A 19,443-nucleotide genomic window follows, 5' to 3' on the forward strand; every position below is an offset into this window, starting at 1 on the left:
TGTTACTTAGTCTCATTTAATTGTAGACTGGTCAACTATACATGTTATATGCATGAGAAGGTTTATTTAAGTTCCTAATTTATTTTAAATAAAGAATGATTGAGGGAATAATATGGCTAATGTGATAACATCTGAAGGTGAGATATCCACACGTCAGGTAAACGTGGGGATTAAAAATGAAATAGCCGATGAAAGACATTTTCTAACAATTGAAATGCCTAAAAAATTGGACTCCATAGCAGTTGGGCTTGGAGATGGAGTTAGTATAGCTTTAAAGGGCGATGTTGGCGATTTCGTGGGAGCACTTAATAACGGTGCTAAAATAGAGATTGAAGGCAATGCTGGACGATATGTTGGTAATAACATGACTGGCGGCGAGATAATTGTTAATGGTTCGGCTGAAGAGGGTGTAGGCTTTGGAACCTATGACGGCACAGTTGTAGTCTATGGGAGTGCAGGTGATGGTATAGGGCAATTAAATAAAGGTGGATTAATTGTTATTGATGGAGACATTGGAAATCTGGCAGGCCTGTACATGTTAAGTGGAGATATCATCGTAACAGGCAGCACAGGTATCGACACGGGTGACTGGATGATCGGTGGTTCGATATACGTTGGAGGAACCTATAATACAGGTACAAATGCAGAAATTCATGAAATGAACGATGATGACCGGCAAAAACTTAAAGATATTTTTGATATTTATAAAATAGAGGCAGATATTACTAGTTTTACTAAAATAGAACCCAAAAAATTAAGGCCTTTTTATGGTGATGAAAAATGAAGCAAATTCTTTTAACTAATCCTGAGAACTGTGATGGGTGCAATGAATGTGTAGAAGCGTGTTCTAAAGTTAATGGGGGAAGTGGATTATTTTTGCACAAAATGACTGAGGGATACCAGGCTATTGTCTGTCAACAGTGTATTAATCCTTCCTGTATTAAAGGCTGTTTTAGGGACGCCATATACCGTGAAAATGGTGTTGTAAAAATCGACCAAGATAAATGTATAGGATGCAGGTTATGCGTATTAATGTGCCCTATTGGGAGTATAACCTACACTGAGAACATGATGTTAAAATGTGAACAGCAGTGCACTGCTTTTAATGGCGGAAGACCAGTATGTGTTGATGCATGCGAGTCTAAATGTTTAAAAACAGTGGATGTAAAAGATGTAGCTGCAGGAGTCCAGAAAGGATTTGAAATGAATGGAAACTCAACTACATCTTCATTAACTCCTTACTCATCATCAGATCTTGCTAATGCAACACAGGGACTCTGTGTGTTTTGTGGAACATGTGAAATTGTCTGCCCCACAGATGCAATCCAAATAATTGATAATCATGCAGAAATTGATAAATCCAGATGTATAATGTGCGGGTCGTGTTTTGCAGCATGTCCTGTTTTGATACCAAGTGGTGCTGGAAGTATATGGGATCCCAGAACCATTGCAGATATAAGATTCACTTCTAAAGCTGGAAAATATGTATTACGAGGTTTTGGAACTGAAAGAAGCCTCCCTAATTTTGATGATATTGTAATTCTCCCAGCTCAAGCATCTATTGCTCCTGTAGATAAATATAGGGAGGCTTGTAATACGGGAGTTGTTCTCGGAACTCGTTATGCAGAAGAACCTCTGGTTTTAGATACTCCTATCTTAATTGCAGGAATGTCTTTTGGTGCACTAAGCAAAGAATGCAAAGTGGCATTTGCTAAGGGCACTTCACTTGTAGGATCATGTGCAAATACTGGAGAAGGTGGAATGCTCCCTGAAGAGAGAGAAGAAGCAGATAAACTAATTGTTCAATATTCATCCGGTAGATTTGGAGTTTCAGTTGATTATCTAAATGCGGGTGATGCTATCGAGGTGAAAATAGGTCAAGGGGCCAAACCTGGAATGGGAGGTCACCTGCTTGCTGAGAAAGTAAGCCTAGAAGTAGCCCAGATAAGGGGAATACCAATTGGAACTGATGCTTTAAGTCCATGTAGATTCCTGGATGCGACCAGGGATGGAGATCTTGCAAAACACATTGAACTAATTAGAGAAGTCACAGACTGGCGCGTTCCAATAATAGTTAAACTCGGACCTGGAAGAGTTGATGAAGATGTTAAAATTGCTGCAGAGGCTGGAGCAGATATCATTTCAGTCGATGGAATGGAAGGTGGAACAGGCGCTGCTCCCGAAGTAGTCATTGAACATACAGGAGTTCCTACACTTGCGTCACTTGTTCAAGCTGTAAATGGCCTTAAAGAAATTGGAATGAAGGATGAAATAGACCTTATAATTACTGGAGGAATAAGAAGCGGCGCTGATGTGGCTAAAGCTATGGCCATGGGGGCGGATGCAGCATACATTGGAACAGGGGCGATGATCGCTGCAGGATGCCGTGCATGCCGTATGTGCTATACAGGAAAATGTCCTGTAGGTGTGGCAACCCAAGATCCTATTTTAAGAGAAAGAATGAACGTTGATTTATCTGCAGAAAGGGTTGGAAATTATATAAAATCTATGACTGAAGAAACAAAAATGCTGGCGCAGTTAGCAGGCCACAATGATATACGCAACTTCTCTATGGATGATTTACGGGCATTGAATACAAATATAGCAGAAATAACTGGAATTAAACTTATAGGTACATAAACCTATATTTTTATTTTTCTAGTTTAAAATAAAAGCTAAAAATAAATTCATGATTTATTCTATTTTTAACATTAATATTATGATTTAATTGCATACATTAGCTTAGAAAATGGAATAAAGTGGTCTTCGTGCGGGTAAACAGTACATATGTATGTAAAAATATTAATTTTGGAGATAACGATATGGAGCAAATAATATATACTGCATAAGCTCATTTTGACTTAATACCCGAAATAAATAAAATATGGAATGTGATAGGATGGGACTAGTGATAGATTATTTGAAAGAACCAAAGAATTGGTTAGTTCATGCTCTTGTTGGGATTGTACTGCTTTATTTTCTGTTATTTGCACCTTTAAACCCTTTAATTAGGATAGGTATAATACTGTGTGTGGTAGCATTTAATGTTATAAGAATGAAATATTTTGATAAGAAGTGAATATAAATCTAATTTTAGATTTGATATTAGTGATAAGTAATTTTATAATTTATAATCTATTTTTTTATATTTTAAGGTCATCGCAGGTATGGTTAAAGTCGTTGAATTTTTTTATTAATATTATTTAATTCTGAAAAACTATTTTGTAAAATTCAACACCAGAAAATTAAAATATTTTTGAAATATCCCTTGATGTTGAATTTTGAAAATGTAACTGAAAACAACTAATAAAGTGTATTTTAACAAACTGAATGTGGATTAATTCTCGATGATTATATAAAAGTTTATATACTTGTTGGGTAGATATAAACTTGCTATAACGATAGGTGTTTCGTATTATGTCCATATTATTTGGGTATAATACGAAAAAAGATTGTCAGCCAAAACATCTGGTAATTAATTACTGGAAGAGCTGACAATCTTCATCTCACCACCAATTCTCCTTAATATTTTTAAAAATAAAAGAAATTAAACTTTTTTTGAATTTAAAAGTTAAAATTACAGTAATTTTTATTAGAATCTTAGAAGAACTTTAGAAGATTTAAATAGATAATTTAATTTATAATGGTTGATAACATCAATTGTTGATATAAGTGCTTACATAAATGGAAAACTGGAAGGAGAAACAAGAATGAGTAATGAAAATCAGGAAAATAGGATAGATAAAGACTTAATAAAAGCTCTTGAAACTACAGACGAATATAAAGCATGGTATGAATCTCTATTTGCTATTATTGGTTACACATCTAATGAAGAAAGTGATGATGAAGAGTTAGCGATGGAATTAATTGCAGATCATCTTAATGCAAGCTTTGAATTGCAGAATGGATTAGAAAAAGGATTAGAAAATATAAGATATAAGAAAACGAAAGAGCTGCATGATGATTGGATGTTAGATAACAGCGGGCAATAGTTATTTATTATAATTTTTTGATTCTTATTCTTTTTACGATTTCGAGTTTAATTTGTTTTTTTATAGATTAACTCATCTTGGACACATGTAAGAAGTAATTGTCCAAGATGAGTAAGGGTATGGGGTAGATATTGATACCAATTTCCACTTATTTATAACTTCATTTTCGTGATTGTGTGCAGAATTACACATGTGCATTATTTTGGAGTGTAAATAAAGTATTTGCTCATCTTTGCATTAATTCATTATTGTGCTTATGCATTAGTCTGCAATTATGAATTTAAAATTATATAAATAATAATCAAACCTTATTTCTTAGTACATGGAAGTAAAATCCCATAAATGATTCAAGAGGGGGGTGAAAGTTATGCTGGAGAGCTTATTAGCTTTATTAAGTCCTATTTTATCTTTATTAAGCAGTATATTAGGTTTAATATTATAATTTAGATCATTTCATGCTTTGTATATGAATAGAACTATCTCTGAGGGAATGCTACGGATTAGGTTCTCGTTATATTCTCTTTGAAACATAAGAACAGCACCTGCTGGAGAGATAGGTCTATATATTATTTTTTTGAGCATCTTCTTTTTTAAAATTAGGCATAAAATAGCTCATTTAATAAATTAACAAACATAGAACCAAAAAGTAAGGAGTTGTAATGTAAAATTTTTGGTTTTGAGGTCCAAAATTATCAATTTTAACGGCTGTACTTTATTCTTATTTTTTTACTACCATAAATATGATACCTATTAATTTTAATAATAAAAATGAAGGGCGAAGCAGCATCTCCGAATACTTGCTAAATTTAAATAAAATTCGCCCTTCAAAATAAAATTAATTTAAATAAAAAGTAGTTAGAATAAAATTTAATTTATTCTATTTTTGTAAATTCTTTTTTAGGTGCACCGCATATTGGGCATATTTCAGGTGCTTCTTTTTCTACAGTGTTTCCACAGTAATTACATACGTAATAAACTGTTTCTACATTGTTTCCAATGTTTTTAAGTGCATTTTCATAAAGGTCAGCGTGAATTTCTTCTACTTTGTTTGCAACATCAAAGCTCCAGAGAGCAGCTTCGTTATTTTCTTCTTTGGCTACTTTTATCATTGCAGGATACATTTCTTTAAATTCAGCTACTTCTCCTGCTATTGCTTCTTTGAGGTTTTCTTCGGTACTTTTTATTCCTTTAAGGACTTTAAGGTGGTTGTGAGCATGCACGGTCTCTGCTGCTGCTGCAGCTCTAAATAATCTTGCAATCTGGAAAAATCCTTCTTCGTCTGCTTTTTTAGCAAATGCCAGATATTTTCTGTTTGCCTGAGATTCACCTGCAAAAGCTTCTTTTAAATTTTCAGTAGTACTCATATAACGGCCTCCGTCAGTTAGTTTAATATCAAGCTTTTATTTGATTCAATAAATATTTATTTTTTTCGACAGTTAAAAAATATCTTGATCCTCTGTGCTGAGAATGGGATACTTGCTGTTATTAAATTGTTATACATTATGGGGCTAGTTAATGGTTAAACTTGCATCTTATTAATGTAATATCATTTAAAAGCTAAAATAGAAGTACTGTACTAATCAAAAATCGATGTATAATTTAAAACTACTAAATAAATTAAACTAATAAAAAAATATTTCGTAATAATAAAAAAAGGAAAACTTAGGCTGTTTTAACAGCCATTTCGATGTCTTCAGCTTTAACAGTTTTTCTTCCTGCGTGTTTTGCAAGTTCTACTGCTTTTTTAGCGATTTCATCACCTTTTTCTTCTAATGATTTTGCTAAAGCTTCCTTTGCATCATCACTAATTCTTTGAGCACCAGCATTTTTTATGATTCTTCCAACTGGAGCAATTGGTAATTCAGCCATAATTTCACCTCCTAATTTAGATTTACATCTATAATATTTAAACTTATCGATTTTCATAGTGTTTTTGGCTATGGGTAACTCCCTACTGTTTCAATAAATGTGTTTGGTATATATGTAAATTCCTCAGCATGGCACATCATTAATAGAATATTGTAGTTCATGAACTTTGAATATGTGCCTCAACTTGTAATGTGACATAACATTGGAGGTAGCTGATAGTCTCTGGCATGTGAAATACATCACAAAAAGTCCTAGAAGAGTAGCCCTTAATGGGAGTATAACCTTTAGAAAAAGGGAATATATAATTCTTAAAGGAGCTTTGGGGGGAGTAATGGAATCCGAAAAAAAAATTATGGTAGTTCTATAGTGGCAGCATCAAAGGAATTCAATAAAATGTGTTATCAAATGATTTCAACAAAATGCGACCACAAGCTAAATTCTTTTTTACGGCTTCTTTTTATGAAATCAATGCAACAGTCTTTAACTGGGATAACTAGTAAAAATTCCCCAAATAATAATTATAATTCCAGCTAAAAGCATAAGTTTCGGATGTTTATCTGGGGAGTTATTTGTACTTTTATTTTTCAGAGGTATTAAGAAGTAATATGCATATAATAGAATAATGATTATTCCAAATATTAAAAAATCAATTTTCATAATAATTCTTTTTCTAAATAAACTATAAAAAACTAGTCAAATATGCAGTTTCAATAAAAGCTGTCAATTACATAGATAAATTCTTTTTTTATGGATTCTTCTTTATGAATCAAATGGTCTAGCAATTCCACTAAAGGGAGTGAGAGAATTAGTTTAATAGATGCACCCTATTAAATTCCGGAGGATATTACGTTCTAAAAGAGAAAAATTTCGCGATTATTCGCGAGGAAAACAACACGTCCATCTCAATTACGTTGTATGCTTTCTATTTTTTTCAATTGCAGTATTTCTGCACTTCATCTCCTAAAAAAGAATCAAGATAGATCAACAGCTCCAAGCAGTGAATCTATGAACTGCTGTGCAGTACGCCCTGACATTCCGCCGTGACGCATTTCCCATTTACTTGCTTCTGCTCTCAGTTCTTCGTCTGTCAGTTTGATTTCAGGGTACCGCCTTGCAAGATTTATAACGATGTTGAAATATTCTTTCCTCATAGGCTTGAAATAAGCGATGGTCACTCCGAACCGCTCCGCCAGGGATAGTTTTTCCTGCATTGTATCTGAACGGTGCAGTTCATCCTCCGACATATCTGAACGGTCGCTCCATGTTTCACGGATCAAATGGCGCCTGTTGGATGTTGCGTAGATCAGTACGTTTTCAGGTTTTGTCTCCAGCCCACCTTCCATAACGGCCTTCAAATATTTATACTCGATTTCGAACTCTTCAAAGGACAGATCGTCCATATAAATAATAAAGCGGTAGTTCCTGTTTTTTATGGCTTCAATGACCTTTGGCAGTTCCTTGAATTCATGTTTGTAGACCTCGATCATACGGAGACCGCGGCTGTAATACTGATTTAAAATTCCTTTTATGCTTGCGGATTTGCCGGTGCCGGCATCGCCGTAGAGAAGGACATTGTTTGCCCTGCGCCCTTCAACGAACGCTTCCGTATTCTGTACCAGTTCTTTCTTCTGAGATTCATAACCGACCAAATCGTCAAGCAGTACATCACTGGTTGCCGTGATGGGGCAGAGAATTCCAGACTTATCACCAGCTGAAATACGGAAAGCTTTATTCAGCCCAAAATTTCCAACGCCGTATGTTTTGTAGAAATCTGTAATGATCTGATACAGCTCAGTTTCATCTTCAGCCTGTTCAATAGCACAGCTGAGCCGCTGAACTTTTTCGCTCACCCCCTTGTTGAAAATCTGTTCACTTTTTACAACCGCCTCATAATCTGTGATAATTGTAAAGCAGTCGATATCCAGTTCTTTTTCTATCTCAGAGAAGTCATAGTCGAACAACTGCTTGAAGATGGAGAAATCGCTCCGGGCAAACTTATTTACAGTACCTACACTCCCCCCAACTTTTTCTGAAACAAGTGTAAATGGGTTTTCAGTCATGGCCAAAACAAAAGCCAGATAATTGTGCCACAGATTTTTGTCAAAGCCGTAACGCGTTGAAATATCAAGCAGACGATTGATTTCAATATAAATATCTCTAATTAGATCTTCTTTCTCGTAGTTGCCTGCTGCAAACTGCTGGCAAATATTGGATAATCTAAACAAAATGCTGTCTTTGTCGATGTTTTTGTAAATCACCAATTTGGATGTCAAATGATACATTTTATTGCCTCTTAATAAACTCTTTTAGCCCCTTTAAATTCCATGATTGTATAAATGTTATGATAGCTTATTTTTTGTATTTTTAATATTAAGTTTATGGGGATATTGTAAAAGTGCATTTTTATTTTTAGCTGTATCTGATTTAACTGCAAATTAAATCTATAAATTCAATATGGAGGAATTATATAATTCATCCTTGTGATAAAATGAAATCTCTAATGATATATTGCCAAAGAAACTTCAAGTGGATATTGTTGGGTGAAATACTTAAATTTTTGGTTTTCGCAAATATAATTTGCGAGTTTGCTCAACCTTGTTCAGAATTTGGAAGAGTGAATCATGAATTGCAAATCGAAGATTTTCAAGAAACAGCTAAACACGGATTATAACTCCTTGCAGAATGAAAAAAGCTGTGTTTAAGGATGCAAATCACTGCTTCGTGAATTATTTTAAAATTTATTTTATTGGATTTGCGCATGCATTATTTTTCAGATAAAAAACCTAAACGCGTCAGCATTCCCCATATTAAAAAAAATATTCCTGTAATAATGCCAACTAATATATCTAAGGGCAATAAAGATACTTTTTGAGTTATTATCCAAATAAAAGTAGATACTAATATTGCAAAACCAAGCGATAAGTACAATATCGCTGTTTTATGTTTTAAAATACTTTCAAAAATTAAAAATATTCCACCTAAAAGAAAAATAATGTTAATAATTGATATGGAATAGCCGAAAAATATAATGGAAACTGTACCGTACACAAGTAAAAGTCCAAATGCAAATTCACCCACATCTCTGATCTTTACCAAGTTAATTACCTCAATAATATTTTGCATACTTATTTCTAAACATATCATAAATAATTTTGGATTTTTAAAGTAATTCGGAATGTTTCCGTACAGTAAATTGAATTGATTGTTTGAAAATAGGAACTAGCGTCCCTTGCACAATTGTAGAATTAATTACAAGTGCAAAGTAAGTATGGAAATATCTGAAATTTTACCACCAAAACTTTTAAAACAGTGAACCTGAATATGGAATTGTATGTTTGACACCATGAACATCGATCCTCAGATAAAAGAAATACTTGAAAAATCTTTTGATGACGAAATTTCAAAGGATGAAGCAGAAAAACTAATGAAAGTTAAGGGAAGGGAACTTCAAGCGTTAATTTTCACTGCAGACCTGCTCAGGGAAGAGCTGGCTGGGGACAAAGTAACTTATATTCAAAACTGGAACATCAACTTTACTGATATTTGCTCTGGAACATGCGGTTTCTGTGCGTTTAAAAAAGACGAAAATGATAAAGACGCGTACTTTTTAGAGATTGATGAAGTCGTTAGAAGAACGAAAAATGCTGCAGAGGAGGGTGCAATTGAAGTTTGCATACAGGGAGGCCTGCACCCAGATATAGATGCTTACTTTTATGAGGATATTCTTTTAAATGTCAAAAAAGAAGTCCCAAATGTTCATATTCATGCGTTTTCTCCAATGGAGATATTTTATGGGTCTAAAAAAGCGGAACTTGAGGTAGAAGACACGCTCAAGATGTTGAAAAAGGCAGGGCTTGGTTCAATGCCTGGAACTGCTGCTGAAATATTAAGTGATGATATAAGGGATATCATATGTCCTGGAAAGTTACAGACAGCAGAGTGGATCGATGTCATCGAAACGGCCCATAATACTGGTGTTCCAACAACCTGTACAATGATGTACGGCCATGTTGAAAATATACATCACAGAATTGAACACCTTGAGATTTTAAGGAACATACAGAAAAAAACAGGCGGGTTTACAGAATTTGTTCCTTTAACATTCATGCACAAAAACGCCCCAATTTTCAGAAGCGGAATTTCAAGCCCTGGAACAACAGGAGCTGACGATTTAAGGCTTTATGCGGTTTCAAGGTTAATGTTTGGGGACCTGCTCAAAAATATACAGGCTTCATGGGTTAAACTTGGGTTTAAATTTGCCCAGTTCTGTCTTATGTCCGGTGCAAATGACCTTGGAGGTACTTTAGGTGAAGAAAGCATATCCAAGTCTGCAGGAGCATCCTATGGAGAATCTACTCCTCCAAGCGAACTGGAAAGAACAATAAAAGATATTGGAAGGATTCCAGCTCGAAGGAATACTCTGTATACTAAAATAGAGGAAATATAAAATATTTACTAAAATTTTTCTATTTTTAATTTTTGCATAAATTATGGATTTTTACAGATTTCTAGGGATTTTAATTACTCTTTTTTCCTTACTATTATTTCATCCCCATCTTTACATTTTTTAAACAGTTCTAAATTCTCTGTAATTTTTCCAATGTTATTTACTTCCGAAACAGGCTGTGAATTGCCGTAGAATATGCAAAAAGCGGGTCCTGGCGGCCAGTAACATATATCTCCTTCTTCTGTGGTTTTCGATGGGTTTTCATAGTCTAATTCAAGTGTCATGTCAAAGTATACTTCTTCAAGATAGGTATGTGCAGTTCCGGGAAGTGGAAATGTTTCATATAATTTTTTTGCAGTTTCAGGGTTTCTATCATCTAATTTTGCAGCAGCTTTACCTTTTCCTACTATTTCTATTTCAATTTCCATAATATTCACCTTTTAGGTGGTTCCATTCCATGATTAAGTTTGAAGAGTTCTTCCATAATTTTAACACCTGAAGAGGTACCAATCCGTGTTGCGCCGGCTTTTACCATATCAAAGACAGTTTTTATACTTCTTATGCCTCCTGAAGCTTTGATACCCATTTGTGGTCCTACTGTTTTCCTAATTAAGACAATGTCTTCCACTGTAGCTCCAGAGTGTCCAAAACCAGTTGAAGTTTTCACGAAATCTGCACCTGCGTCCTTGACTATCTCACATGCCAGAATTTTCTCTTCTTTTGTTAATAATGCTGTTTCAATGATTACTTTGACTATTTTACCCTCTGCTGCAGTGACAACTCCTTCTATATCTGTTTTCACAGTATCATTAAGTCCTGATTTAAGAGCGCCGATGTTCATTACCATATCAATTTCATCTGCTCCGTGCTGCAGTGCATCTTTAGTTTCAAAGAATTTAATTTTAGAAGTGTTTGCTCCTAGAGGAAAGCTTATAACAGTACAAATGTTCACATCCGATTCTTTTAAAAATTCTGTACATAGTTCAACATTTGCAGGGTTAACGCAGACTGAAGCGAATCCATAGTTTTTTGCATCAATACATAATTTTTTTATGTCTTTTACTCGTGTATCGGCCTTTAAATTGGTGTGGTCGATGATTTTGGCGATTTTTTCTGGAGATTCTACTAAACTTATCATTTGAACACCATTTTATTTTTAAAGTTTCTTTCGAAATATAAACCTACAATCTGGGATTTCCAACTAGATCTATACCTTTTTCGGTTATATTAATGTTTCTAATTGTTATAAAACCCTCATACACAGGTTTTATAAGAATATATCCCTTTTCATCTAAATAATCAATGTGAATTTTTAATTCATTTTTGTCGATTTTTGCTTCCAGATTTTCTATTAAAAATTCTTCTTTTACACCAGCATTACATCTTCTTCCCTGTTTATGGAGTACTTCTAAAATTTCCTGTCTGAGTTCATTATCACTCATATTTATCATTAATTTTTGTGTTAATGATTAATTTAAATCTTCTTTGCCATGTATGGGCCTAATTTTTCATACCCAAATTTTCTGTAGTAGTTTCGAGCCCCTATTCCGCTTGTAACAAGTATCTTTTCCATGCCGTAGTCTTCAGATGCAACTCTAGCTGCTTCATTTAATAATGATTCTCCATAGCCTAAATGCTGCCACTGACCCTCTTCTCTTTCACCAATAGACATCATCGAGCCGTAAACATGTAATTCCCGTATAAGTGCTGTTTTATCATCTATCTCTTCCCTATGGGCATGTTCTGAGGGTATCCTTAACCTTAGGAACCCGATTAAGATATCCTTTTTAACATCTTCAAATGATAAAAAGATTTCATCTCCTTCCCCGGCACGATATTTTTCCGTTAATAATTTCACGTTATCAATATCTGGGATTAAACCATGCGCTGCTTTATGTCCAACTTCTCTGCATCGAATACACTTGCAATTGACGTCTAAATCATGGAGTTTTTTGTATACAAGTTCACCAAGATTCGATTTTTTAACTCCTGCCTCGATTAGAGGAGAAGGTATGTCCCGCTGGATTCTCATGGTCCTGACCCATTTTGGAAGGTTCTTTTTAATCTGAGCTATCAGATCAACGGCTTCTTCACTTGTATATGGTTTATAATCTCCTTTTTCCCACATTTCATGGAGTTTTGAACCTTTAGTCACTAAACATGGGTAGATTTTAAGCATATCTGGTTTAAAGTGTTCATCTGAAAATAACCTTTTAAATATTCTCAGATCTCTATCAAAATCGGCGAAAAGGCCAGGCATGAGGTGCATTGCTACTTTGATACCAGAATCCCTGAGTATCCTTGCAGATTCTATGGAGTCTTCTACTGTATGTCCGCGGTCAATCCGTTTGTATATATAATTGTAAATGGTCTGGACTCCAAGTTCGACCCTTGTAACTCCCATATTGAGCATTCTATCAACATCCTGGGTTTTACAGTAATCTGGACGGGTTTCAAAAGTCATCCCAACGCATCGAACATTGGATTTTTCATTTTCACTTTGAACATCACTTAGGTAAACAAAATCAGTTGGGATTTCAATATTATCTGCTGCATTGGACCCTTTAAAATTTTCAGATGAAACTGATACATCTTTTACTCCAAAATCGTTCATAGCTTGAAGGCATTTGCTGACAAACCATTCTTGATAACACAGGAAATATGAAGGGAATGTCCCGCCCATTATAATTAATTCCACCTTGTCTAAAGGATGACCTATGCTTTCAAGTTGAAGCAGGCGGTTGTACACCTGTAAATAAGGATCGAACTTAAACATTCTAGCCCGCAACGCTGCAGGTTCTTCTCCAGTATAACTCGGAGGGGCTACATCGCTTTCTGGGCAGTAAAGGCATCTTCCATGGGGGCATTTGTGTGGTTTGCACATTACTGCAACTATTGCAACACCAGATATGGTTCTTGTGGGCTTTTTTTGTATGATCCGTACTATTTTCTTTCTCTCATCAGGAGTTGCATTCTCCAGTATCAGTGAATTACTCATAAATTTTTCAAGCTTGTAGTCTCTGCAAGCCTTATGTTTTGCTTTCTCCAGATCTTTCTTTGTTTTAATTTTTCCCTCTATTATCTGGTTAATTATGAGTTTGCATGCATTTTCCATTATTATTTTCTCCAAAAAATAAGTATTTAAATTTTAAGATAATTTTAAGATAATCTCAAGTGTCTACTTTAATAAGTTTATAGACAACTGGTATAATATAATAGTTATGTATGTCTAATTTTTATTTTTTCCCAAAATGGGAAATAGTTTAACTGAATTAAATATTTTTTTATTGACTATTCATGAACTATTTGTTGGATTAGACTTTAAAATAGTAAATTTTTTTTATAAGTTCAGTTCATATCTAAAATTAATTAATTCATACTCGGAAATTGCATGGATTATGACGGAGGTATTCTATGAGCGAGGCTGTAAATAAAGTAACATTTAGTAAAGTCTGTGGGAATGAAGAATACAAACTTAAAGTTTTGAAAGATTTCGTTGAGATGAAAAATGATAGGGAAGGAATTAAAAGGGTCGATGTTTCTGCTGTAGGTGAAATTGGAAAGATAATTCATGAATTCTTTGAAGATAAAAATGATGAAAACCAGACCGTGAAAAATGGTCAATTGATTTCATTAGACAAAGTTAATGGAAGTATTGAACCAGTCTCATATAAATTTAGAGGCATATCTTCTTTAAATAGTATTGAATCTGAGTTTGAACCGGTCTATAAATTTACAATTATCCTGGAAGAAACGTAAATTTAATTACCAAGTGCTGAAAAAGAATTTATTCATGGGGTTTAGTATCTAATACCTCTAAAACCCTCATTATGTCAGTTTTAGAGATTATTCCAACTAAATTTCCATTTTCAATGACTGGAAGTCTTCCAATATTGTTTTTAGTAATTTTTTCTAGAGTATTCATCGCAGGCTCGTCAGGGTTTGCTAAAATAAGTTTTTTAGTCATTATATTTCCAATAGGTGTATCCCTCTGATTTTCGGGTATCTTAGAAATGTCATCGAAAGTAACGATACCAACAAGTTCTCCATGATCTTTTATGGGATAGCCCATGTGCCTTTGCTTGAACATGGTATTTAATGCCTCTGAAACAGAGGTATCTGGAGTTAACGTATTTACATCTTTAGTCATGATATCTCTAACGCTGATTCCTTCGAGCTTTGATGAAATCATGACATTTTTATATTCTTGGTCTGCACCTAAGTAAATGAATATGGCTATCAATATCAAAATAAAATTAAAAAATATGCCTAAGATAACCATTAAGATAGCGAACTGTTTTCCCACCGAAGCAGCAGCTTTAGTTGCTTTGGTATAACTCATTCTTTTTGCAAAAAAAGCTCTTAATACTCTTCCCCCATCCATAGGGAAAGCAGGAAGAAGATTAAAAAGTCCGAGTACCAGATTAACTCCTAAAAAGTTAGCAAGAAACAGCGATAAATCTGCGGATGGAGTATTTGATATAAAAAATGAGTAAAAAGTTAAAGACCCTACTCCTCCAATAATTATAAGGCCTATAAAACAAGCTAACGCTATTATAATATTGGCAAGTGGCCCAGCAGCGGCTATTTTAAGTTCTTGATCTGGATCCTTAGGAATCTCTTCCATTGCAGATACACCTCCAATGGGTAAGAGAACTATTTTGCCTACTTTAACTCCATATCTCTTTGCCACATAGGAATGGCTTAATTCATGTACAACAACTGTTACAAATAGTAATGTGATTAAAAATGCGATATATGTAGATATTATTCCTAAAAAGGCTATAAAATATATAAAAAGCATTAATAATAAAAATGAAATGTGCAGTTCCACAGGGATTCCAAAGGCGCTGAATATTTTAAATGAAGACTTCATAACATCACTATATTATTATGATCCCATCAAGTTAATAAAATTATATTTCCTAAAAATAATTAATTTAAATTTTAAATAGATTTTTGAGGTATATTCTAAATTTAAGGAATATAAGCTGTTAATAATAATTATACTACGGTTATATTGTGCACTCATAAAAAATATATGCTTTAAAAAATAGACTAAAAACAGGTGTATTTATGAAAGTAAGCGAGTTAATGGGTAGAAAAGTCCTGGATAAAAATGCAATGGAAATCGGCAAGGTATCTGATGTTGATTTGATGCCAAAAGAAGGTATTATAGATACAATCACGATATCTACTGGTGAGGTGTGGGTTAGAAATAGAACTTTTGAAATTAAACCCAGTGACATTCAACAGGTAGGGGACTATCTAATCTTAAATCTTGAAGAAGCTGAAATAGAAGGAATATTTGAAGAAGAAGAGGAAAAAGCTCCTGAAAAGACAAGATTAACTCTTACTAAAGATGATTGATGTTTAAATCTATTAACTGTAAGGGGGTTAAATAATGGAAGTTTCAGATTCCTGCGGTAAACCTATAATGAAAGGTTCCTATGTTATATATAATGGAACTGGCACAATTGGTAAAGTTATTGACATTAAAACTGAAAATGAAGCTACCTGGGCAAAATTAGAAGATACAGATCTCTGGTATAAAAGCAATTATTTGCAGGCCATTGAAAAAATAGAAAAAAATGGACTTAAAAAAGAATCCAGAGAAGACATCAAAGAAAAACTTAAAAACAGGAAGAAACTAGTTGATGAAGATATCGATATGAGCTCAGAACTTTGTGACGGTGGAGGATAAATTATATCCTTCAAAAATAGTTTTGCTCTATTAATTAATTTTTTTACCGTAATTATGCCGCTTATTTTTTGTAATTTAATAATATACAAAAAAGAAGTAATTAACTCATTCTTTAAAGCGATTATAATTTAATATAAAATTTGACAACATGTCAAATTTATTTTAGTCGTATTTTATAAGTTTTATAGACAAGTACTTTTAAATTTCTCATTTTTCTTTCTATACTGTGTCTTTCTTCCCTTGCTTTTGTGTATAACTCTACATATTTATCATGGTCTTCAGTTACTTTTCTGTGACTTTTTTTCATATCTGCATGTAGTTTCATAAGACATTTTTTAATTATTTCGTCTTTTTCATGATTTAACTCGGTTAGGGTTTCATTTTTTTCAGATATCAATGTTTTAATTGTTGTATGGCGTTCTTCAAGATCATTTAATTTAATTTTTGTAGTCTCAATATCTTTAAGACTTGAATCACTGTTATTTTCTTTTAAATTATCTTTAAGATATTTAAGCTCCTCTTCTGTGCGTGTAATATTATTTGTGGTAATTGTGTCTTTATTCTCAAGATTATTTAATTCATTTTGATAGATGCTTATTTGATCATCTATTCTTTTAACTTCTTCTGTTTTGCCAGCAGATTCTAAAAATTCGCTTAAATATTCGTCTATACTGTCTATGTTAACATCTCCATTCTATTAAAAGTTAAAAACAATATAAAATCAAAAATCGAAATTTCCATTTTAACTTCTATTTATAATTTTTGTTCTGCAATTATTGTATTGTACTTTGAAAGATATAAAGACTTATCAAAAATTTCACATTATTGCATTAAAATTATTTTTTAAGTATAATATTAATTTTACATGTGTTTATATATTATATAATTCGTAAAATTTAGTTAATTAAGAATCTAACTTTTCATGGGAGTATTAAGATATAACAAGGGTTAAAATAACTTATTAAAAAGAATTTGATAGTGGTAAATAAAATTTCATTATGGTGTAATATAAATTAAAATGATTTTAATGGGTTAATATGGCTGAGAATAAATAGGAATATAATAAAACTTTATAACCCCACGATGTTTTTGTTATTTTGATATTAATGCACTGTTTAAGTGCTTTTTACCGGGAATAATTGTAGTTTAAGCCTGATTTACTGAGATCGTACGTTAAAATTGAATAGGGGTTTATGTAAAAAGATAGTTAAACGTGGATAAATAGTAATTGAGGATATGTTCTATGTAGAATTGGGACGGATATAGGTAAAAAAGAGTTTATAATAAATTATTTTCAGGTATAATTGACAAAAATTAAAGAAATTTCATTTGTTTTACATTAAATTTAATTAGAGTATGTATATTTTTTTAAATTAAGATTATTTTCTTTTTAATAGGGGTCTAATTCAATTTTTTAAAAAGTTTCCTTAAAAATGGATTTTATAGGTATCGGTAATTAGTTTATATTTATACATAAAAAACATAATAATTAGTATTAATTATGCTTTAAATAGTAAGCTTTAAAAATAAATTAAAATAAACTAATCTATGAATGCTTAGTATAATAATCCCAACATACAATGAGGAGTGTTATCTCCCTAAATTACTTCAAAGTATAAAAGATCAGAATTTCAAAGATTATGAAATTATTGTAGCGGATGCTAAATCCACGGATAAAACAAGAGAAATCGCAGAATCATTCGGATGTAAAGTTGTAGATGGCGGATCTCCTGCTGTGGGTCGAAATAAAGGGGCTGAAGTAGCAGAAGGGGAATATTTATTGTTTCTGGATTCTGATGCAATATTAACAGAAGGATATCTAGAATCTGCGTTAAATGAATTTATTGAAAATGATCTTGATATTGGTATAACTCAATTAGTTCCTATTAGTGATAGTAAGAAAGATAAAATATTACATGACTTTGCCAACTTCTTTATGAAACTTGTAGAGTCAATAAAGCCCCATGGTGCAGGCTGCTATGGAATTTTAACCAAGAAAGATATCCATGAGGAAGCAGAAGGATTTAATGAATGTCTTGATTTTGGAGAAGACAGTGATTATATAGAACGGATAGGGAAAATACACTCTTTTAAGGTGCTAAGGGATCCTAAACTTCTTATATCTACAAGAAGGCTTGAAAAAGAAGGGCTTAAAAGCCTGGCGTTAATTTATGCAAAGAGTACCCTGTACGACTTCATGGGCAAGAAAATTACAGCCGGTGAATTAAACTATACCTTTGGACATTCCAAAGAAAAGAAAAAGAAGATACTTTATTCTGTATGTGGGGAAGGAATGGGCCATGCTATCCGAAGTTCAGTAATGATTAAACATCTGTTAAAGGAAAATGATGTGGTTATTTTTGCTGGAGGGAGAGCATTTAAATATCTTTCAGAAAAATTCGATGATGTATATTATATAGAAGGGCCTAACACCGTTTACAGTGGAAATAATGCGCAGTATAAATCTACATTCTTTTCTGTAGTTAAAGACCTTCCAAAAAGTTTAAAATTTAATATTAAACTGCTTTATAATATCGCCCGGGCTTTTAAACCGGATATTATAGTTTCTGATTTTGAGGCATTCTCCAACATTTTAAGTAAACTACTTGGAATACCCCTTATTAGTCTTGATAATATACATGTTATTACTCAGTGTAAATTAGACCTCCCTGAACGGTATTTAAGTGAAAAGATAGTGGCTGGGGGAGTTATACGTTTATTTATAAACAGGCCTAAGTGTTATTTAATTACAACATTTTTCTATCCTGAAATTAAAAATAAGGAGAAAGTAGAGTTATTCCCTCCTGTGCTTAGAGAAGAAATTTTAAATCTTAACCCTGTAAATGGTAACCATGTGCTTGTTTATCAAACAAGTGATTCTAATTTAGAGCTTATTTCTACATTAAAATCTATTAATGAAGAATTTGTAATTTATGGTTTTAATATGGAAAAAGAAGATGGAAATCTTCACTTCAGGAAATTTAATGAAAACCAGTTCTTCAAAGACTTTGAATCGTGTAAAGCAGTGGTTTCTAATGGTGGATTTACTTTGATAAGTGAATCAATGTATCTTAAAAAGCCAATATTTTGTATTCCTGTAAAGAAACAGCCAGAACAGACTGTTAATGCGATGTATATCGAAAAACTGGGCTATGGTGAATTCCATGAATTATTAACTAAAGAAAACTTTGAAAATTTCTTGGATAAGTTAGATGTGTACCGTGAATCACTTAGTTCATTTAAACATGATAGAAATCAGGAAATTTTCCAGGCTTTAAATGACGCAATTGAAAAATATTCTAAGGAATATTCACAAGCTACCTACAAAATTGTTAATTTAATAGAATCAAGAGAAAACGCAAAATAAAACTTTATTTTTAATTTTTTTCTTAAAAAATTTATCCTATTTATTATTCGGAACTTATGGCAGT

20 protein-coding genes are annotated in these 19,443 nt (G+C 32.9%); 10 read left to right on the forward strand and 10 right to left on the reverse strand.

The genetic code is table 11. The features are described from left to right. Positions 1 to 112: 112 nt before the first annotated feature. The 4 genes from EJ01_RS13040 (at position 113) to EJ01_RS13055 (ending at position 3,992) form a co-directional block, all read left to right on the forward strand. A complete protein-coding gene (locus tag EJ01_RS13040) occupies positions 113 to 784 on the forward strand; it encodes a GltB/FmdC/FwdC-like GXGXG domain-containing protein (protein ID WP_048080744.1) in 672 nt (223 codons plus the stop codon). Further along, entirely contained in the window at positions 781 to 2,640 is a 1,860-nt protein-coding gene (locus EJ01_RS13045; RefSeq protein WP_048080743.1) for a glutamate synthase-related protein, read from the forward strand. The genes EJ01_RS13040 and EJ01_RS13045 overlap by 4 nt, the downstream gene beginning before the upstream one ends. Positions 2,641 to 2,899: 259 nt before the next feature. Further along, the gene (locus EJ01_RS13050) at positions 2,900 to 3,079 is read left to right on the forward strand and encodes a hypothetical protein (RefSeq protein WP_048080742.1); all 180 of its coding nucleotides are present in this window, start codon (positions 2,900 to 2,902) and stop codon (positions 3,077 to 3,079) included. Between the two features lie 568 nt (positions 3,080 to 3,647). After that, the gene (locus EJ01_RS13055) at positions 3,648 to 3,992 is read left to right on the forward strand and encodes a hypothetical protein (protein ID WP_048080741.1); all 345 of its coding nucleotides are present in this window, start codon (positions 3,648 to 3,650) and stop codon (positions 3,990 to 3,992) included. Between the two features lie 872 nt (positions 3,993 to 4,864). Here the strand turns inward: EJ01_RS13055 and EJ01_RS13060 are convergent. Together EJ01_RS13060 and EJ01_RS13065 are read right to left on the reverse strand one after the other, a co-directional pair. Next, on the reverse strand, positions 4,865 to 5,356 hold the full coding sequence (locus EJ01_RS13060) for a rubrerythrin family protein (RefSeq protein WP_048080740.1): 492 nt from the start codon (positions 5,354 to 5,356) through the stop codon (positions 4,865 to 4,867). A gap of 298 nt (positions 5,357 to 5,654) precedes the next feature. Beyond that, positions 5,655 to 5,861: a histone family protein gene (locus EJ01_RS13065; RefSeq protein ID WP_048080739.1), complete on the reverse strand. Its 207-nt coding sequence runs from the start codon at positions 5,859 to 5,861 to the stop codon at positions 5,655 to 5,657. Between the two features lie 202 nt (positions 5,862 to 6,063). On the opposite strand from EJ01_RS13065, the gene EJ01_RS17365 reads away from it, so the two are divergent. Next, entirely contained in the window at positions 6,064 to 6,228 is a 165-nt protein-coding gene (locus tag EJ01_RS17365) for a hypothetical protein (protein WP_157197547.1), read from the forward strand. A 604-nt stretch (positions 6,229 to 6,832) separates the two neighbouring features. Here the strand turns inward: EJ01_RS17365 and EJ01_RS13070 are convergent. Both EJ01_RS13070 and EJ01_RS13080 read right to left on the reverse strand, forming a co-directional pair. After that, a complete protein-coding gene (locus EJ01_RS13070; RefSeq protein ID WP_048080738.1) occupies positions 6,833 to 8,143 on the reverse strand; it encodes an ATP-binding protein in 1,311 nt (436 codons plus the stop codon). 481 nt (positions 8,144 to 8,624) lie between these two features. Further along, a complete protein-coding gene (locus EJ01_RS13080; protein ID WP_048080736.1) occupies positions 8,625 to 8,957 on the reverse strand; it encodes a hypothetical protein in 333 nt (110 codons plus the stop codon). A gap of 235 nt (positions 8,958 to 9,192) precedes the next feature. Between EJ01_RS13080 and cofH the strand changes: the two genes are divergently transcribed. Next, positions 9,193 to 10,308, forward strand: coding sequence for a 5-amino-6-(D-ribitylamino)uracil--L-tyrosine 4-hydroxyphenyl transferase CofH (gene cofH, locus EJ01_RS13085; protein ID WP_048080735.1), 1,116 nt, complete (start codon positions 9,193 to 9,195; stop codon positions 10,306 to 10,308). 74 nt (positions 10,309 to 10,382) lie between these two features. Here the strand turns inward: cofH and EJ01_RS13090 are convergent, their stop codons facing one another. From EJ01_RS13090 to EJ01_RS13105, 4 genes are read right to left on the reverse strand one after another with little or no spacing between them, the layout of a single operon-like run. Further along, positions 10,383 to 10,736: a cyclophilin-like fold protein gene (locus EJ01_RS13090; protein ID WP_048080734.1), complete on the reverse strand. Its 354-nt coding sequence runs from the start codon at positions 10,734 to 10,736 to the stop codon at positions 10,383 to 10,385. A gap of 5 nt (positions 10,737 to 10,741) precedes the next feature. Further along, positions 10,742 to 11,446: a deoxyribose-phosphate aldolase gene (deoC, locus tag EJ01_RS13095; protein WP_048080733.1), complete on the reverse strand. Its 705-nt coding sequence runs from the start codon at positions 11,444 to 11,446 to the stop codon at positions 10,742 to 10,744. 43 nt (positions 11,447 to 11,489) lie between these two features. Next, positions 11,490 to 11,750, reverse strand: a complete 261-nt coding sequence (locus EJ01_RS13100; protein WP_048080732.1) for a hypothetical protein — start codon at positions 11,748 to 11,750, stop codon at positions 11,490 to 11,492. Between the two features lie 32 nt (positions 11,751 to 11,782). After that, complete coding sequence (locus EJ01_RS13105) at positions 11,783 to 13,423, reverse strand: tRNA uridine(34) 5-carboxymethylaminomethyl modification radical SAM/GNAT enzyme Elp3 (protein ID WP_048080731.1); 1,641 nt, start codon at positions 13,421 to 13,423, stop codon at positions 11,783 to 11,785. Positions 13,424 to 13,722: 299 nt separating this feature from the next. On the opposite strand from EJ01_RS13105, the gene EJ01_RS13110 reads away from it, so the two are divergent. After that, the gene (locus EJ01_RS13110) at positions 13,723 to 14,067 is read left to right on the forward strand and encodes a hypothetical protein (RefSeq protein WP_048080730.1); all 345 of its coding nucleotides are present in this window, start codon (positions 13,723 to 13,725) and stop codon (positions 14,065 to 14,067) included. Between the two features lie 28 nt (positions 14,068 to 14,095). Here the strand turns inward: EJ01_RS13110 and EJ01_RS13115 are convergent, their stop codons facing one another. Beyond that, positions 14,096 to 15,184 (reverse strand): site-2 protease family protein, encoded by a 1,089-nt coding sequence (locus EJ01_RS13115; protein ID WP_048080729.1) that lies wholly within the window; start codon positions 15,182 to 15,184, stop codon positions 14,096 to 14,098. Positions 15,185 to 15,384: 200 nt separating this feature from the next. Here EJ01_RS13115 and EJ01_RS13120 point away from each other — a divergent pair, with 200 nt between their 5' ends. Next, the gene (locus EJ01_RS13120; protein ID WP_048080728.1) at positions 15,385 to 15,678 is read left to right on the forward strand and encodes a PRC-barrel domain-containing protein; all 294 of its coding nucleotides are present in this window, start codon (positions 15,385 to 15,387) and stop codon (positions 15,676 to 15,678) included. Between the two features lie 34 nt (positions 15,679 to 15,712). Continuing rightward, positions 15,713 to 16,012: a DUF2098 domain-containing protein gene (locus tag EJ01_RS13125; RefSeq protein ID WP_048080727.1), complete on the forward strand. Its 300-nt coding sequence runs from the start codon at positions 15,713 to 15,715 to the stop codon at positions 16,010 to 16,012. A gap of 157 nt (positions 16,013 to 16,169) precedes the next feature. Here EJ01_RS13125 and EJ01_RS17370 read toward each other — a convergent pair whose 3' ends face one another. After that, the gene (locus tag EJ01_RS17370; RefSeq protein ID WP_157197546.1) at positions 16,170 to 16,319 is read right to left on the reverse strand and encodes a hypothetical protein; all 150 of its coding nucleotides are present in this window, start codon (positions 16,317 to 16,319) and stop codon (positions 16,170 to 16,172) included. A gap of 1,245 nt (positions 16,320 to 17,564) precedes the next feature. Here EJ01_RS17370 and EJ01_RS13135 point away from each other — a divergent pair. After that, a complete protein-coding gene (locus EJ01_RS13135) occupies positions 17,565 to 19,379 on the forward strand; it encodes an MJ1255/VC2487 family glycosyltransferase (protein ID WP_048192891.1) in 1,815 nt (604 codons plus the stop codon). The last annotated feature ends 64 nt before the right edge of the window (positions 19,380 to 19,443 follow it).

It is taken from the genome of Methanobacterium veterum, assembly GCF_000745485.1.
In the GTDB taxonomy this organism is placed as follows: Archaea; Methanobacteriota; Methanobacteria; order Methanobacteriales; family Methanobacteriaceae; genus Methanobacterium_D; species Methanobacterium_D veterum.

Coding starts and splice junctions, on each gene's coding strand:
- EJ01_RS13040 (WP_048080744.1), top strand. CDS start 113: ATGGCTAATGTGATAACATCTGAAGGTGAGATATCCACACGTCAGGTA.
- EJ01_RS13045 (WP_048080743.1), top strand. CDS start 781: ATGAAGCAAATTCTTTTAACTAATCCTGAGAACTGTGATGGGTGCAAT.
- EJ01_RS13050 (WP_048080742.1), top strand. CDS start 2,900: ATGGGACTAGTGATAGATTATTTGAAAGAACCAAAGAATTGGTTAGTT.
- EJ01_RS13060 (WP_048080740.1), bottom strand. CDS start 5,356: ATGAGTACTACTGAAAATTTAAAAGAAGCTTTTGCAGGTGAATCTCAG.
- EJ01_RS13065 (WP_048080739.1), bottom strand. CDS start 5,861: ATGGCTGAATTACCAATTGCTCCAGTTGGAAGAATCATAAAAAATGCT.
- EJ01_RS13070 (WP_048080738.1), bottom strand. CDS start 8,143: ATGTATCATTTGACATCCAAATTGGTGATTTACAAAAACATCGACAAA.
- cofH (WP_048080735.1), top strand. CDS start 9,193: ATGTTTGACACCATGAACATCGATCCTCAGATAAAAGAAATACTTGAA.
- EJ01_RS13090 (WP_048080734.1), bottom strand. CDS start 10,736: ATGGAAATTGAAATAGAAATAGTAGGAAAAGGTAAAGCTGCTGCAAAA.
- deoC (WP_048080733.1), bottom strand. CDS start 11,446: ATGATAAGTTTAGTAGAATCTCCAGAAAAAATCGCCAAAATCATCGAC.
- EJ01_RS13100 (WP_048080732.1), bottom strand. CDS start 11,750: ATGAGTGATAATGAACTCAGACAGGAAATTTTAGAAGTACTCCATAAA.
- EJ01_RS13105 (WP_048080731.1), bottom strand. CDS start 13,423: ATGGAAAATGCATGCAAACTCATAATTAACCAGATAATAGAGGGAAAA.
- EJ01_RS13110 (WP_048080730.1), top strand. CDS start 13,723: ATGAGCGAGGCTGTAAATAAAGTAACATTTAGTAAAGTCTGTGGGAAT.
- EJ01_RS13115 (WP_048080729.1), bottom strand. CDS start 15,184: ATGAAGTCTTCATTTAAAATATTCAGCGCCTTTGGAATCCCTGTGGAA.
- EJ01_RS13120 (WP_048080728.1), top strand. CDS start 15,385: ATGAAAGTAAGCGAGTTAATGGGTAGAAAAGTCCTGGATAAAAATGCA.
- EJ01_RS13125 (WP_048080727.1), top strand. CDS start 15,713: ATGGAAGTTTCAGATTCCTGCGGTAAACCTATAATGAAAGGTTCCTAT.
- EJ01_RS17370 (WP_157197546.1), bottom strand. CDS start 16,319: ATGAAAAAAAGTCACAGAAAAGTAACTGAAGACCATGATAAATATGTA.
- EJ01_RS13135 (WP_048192891.1), top strand. CDS start 17,565: ATGCTTAGTATAATAATCCCAACATACAATGAGGAGTGTTATCTCCCT.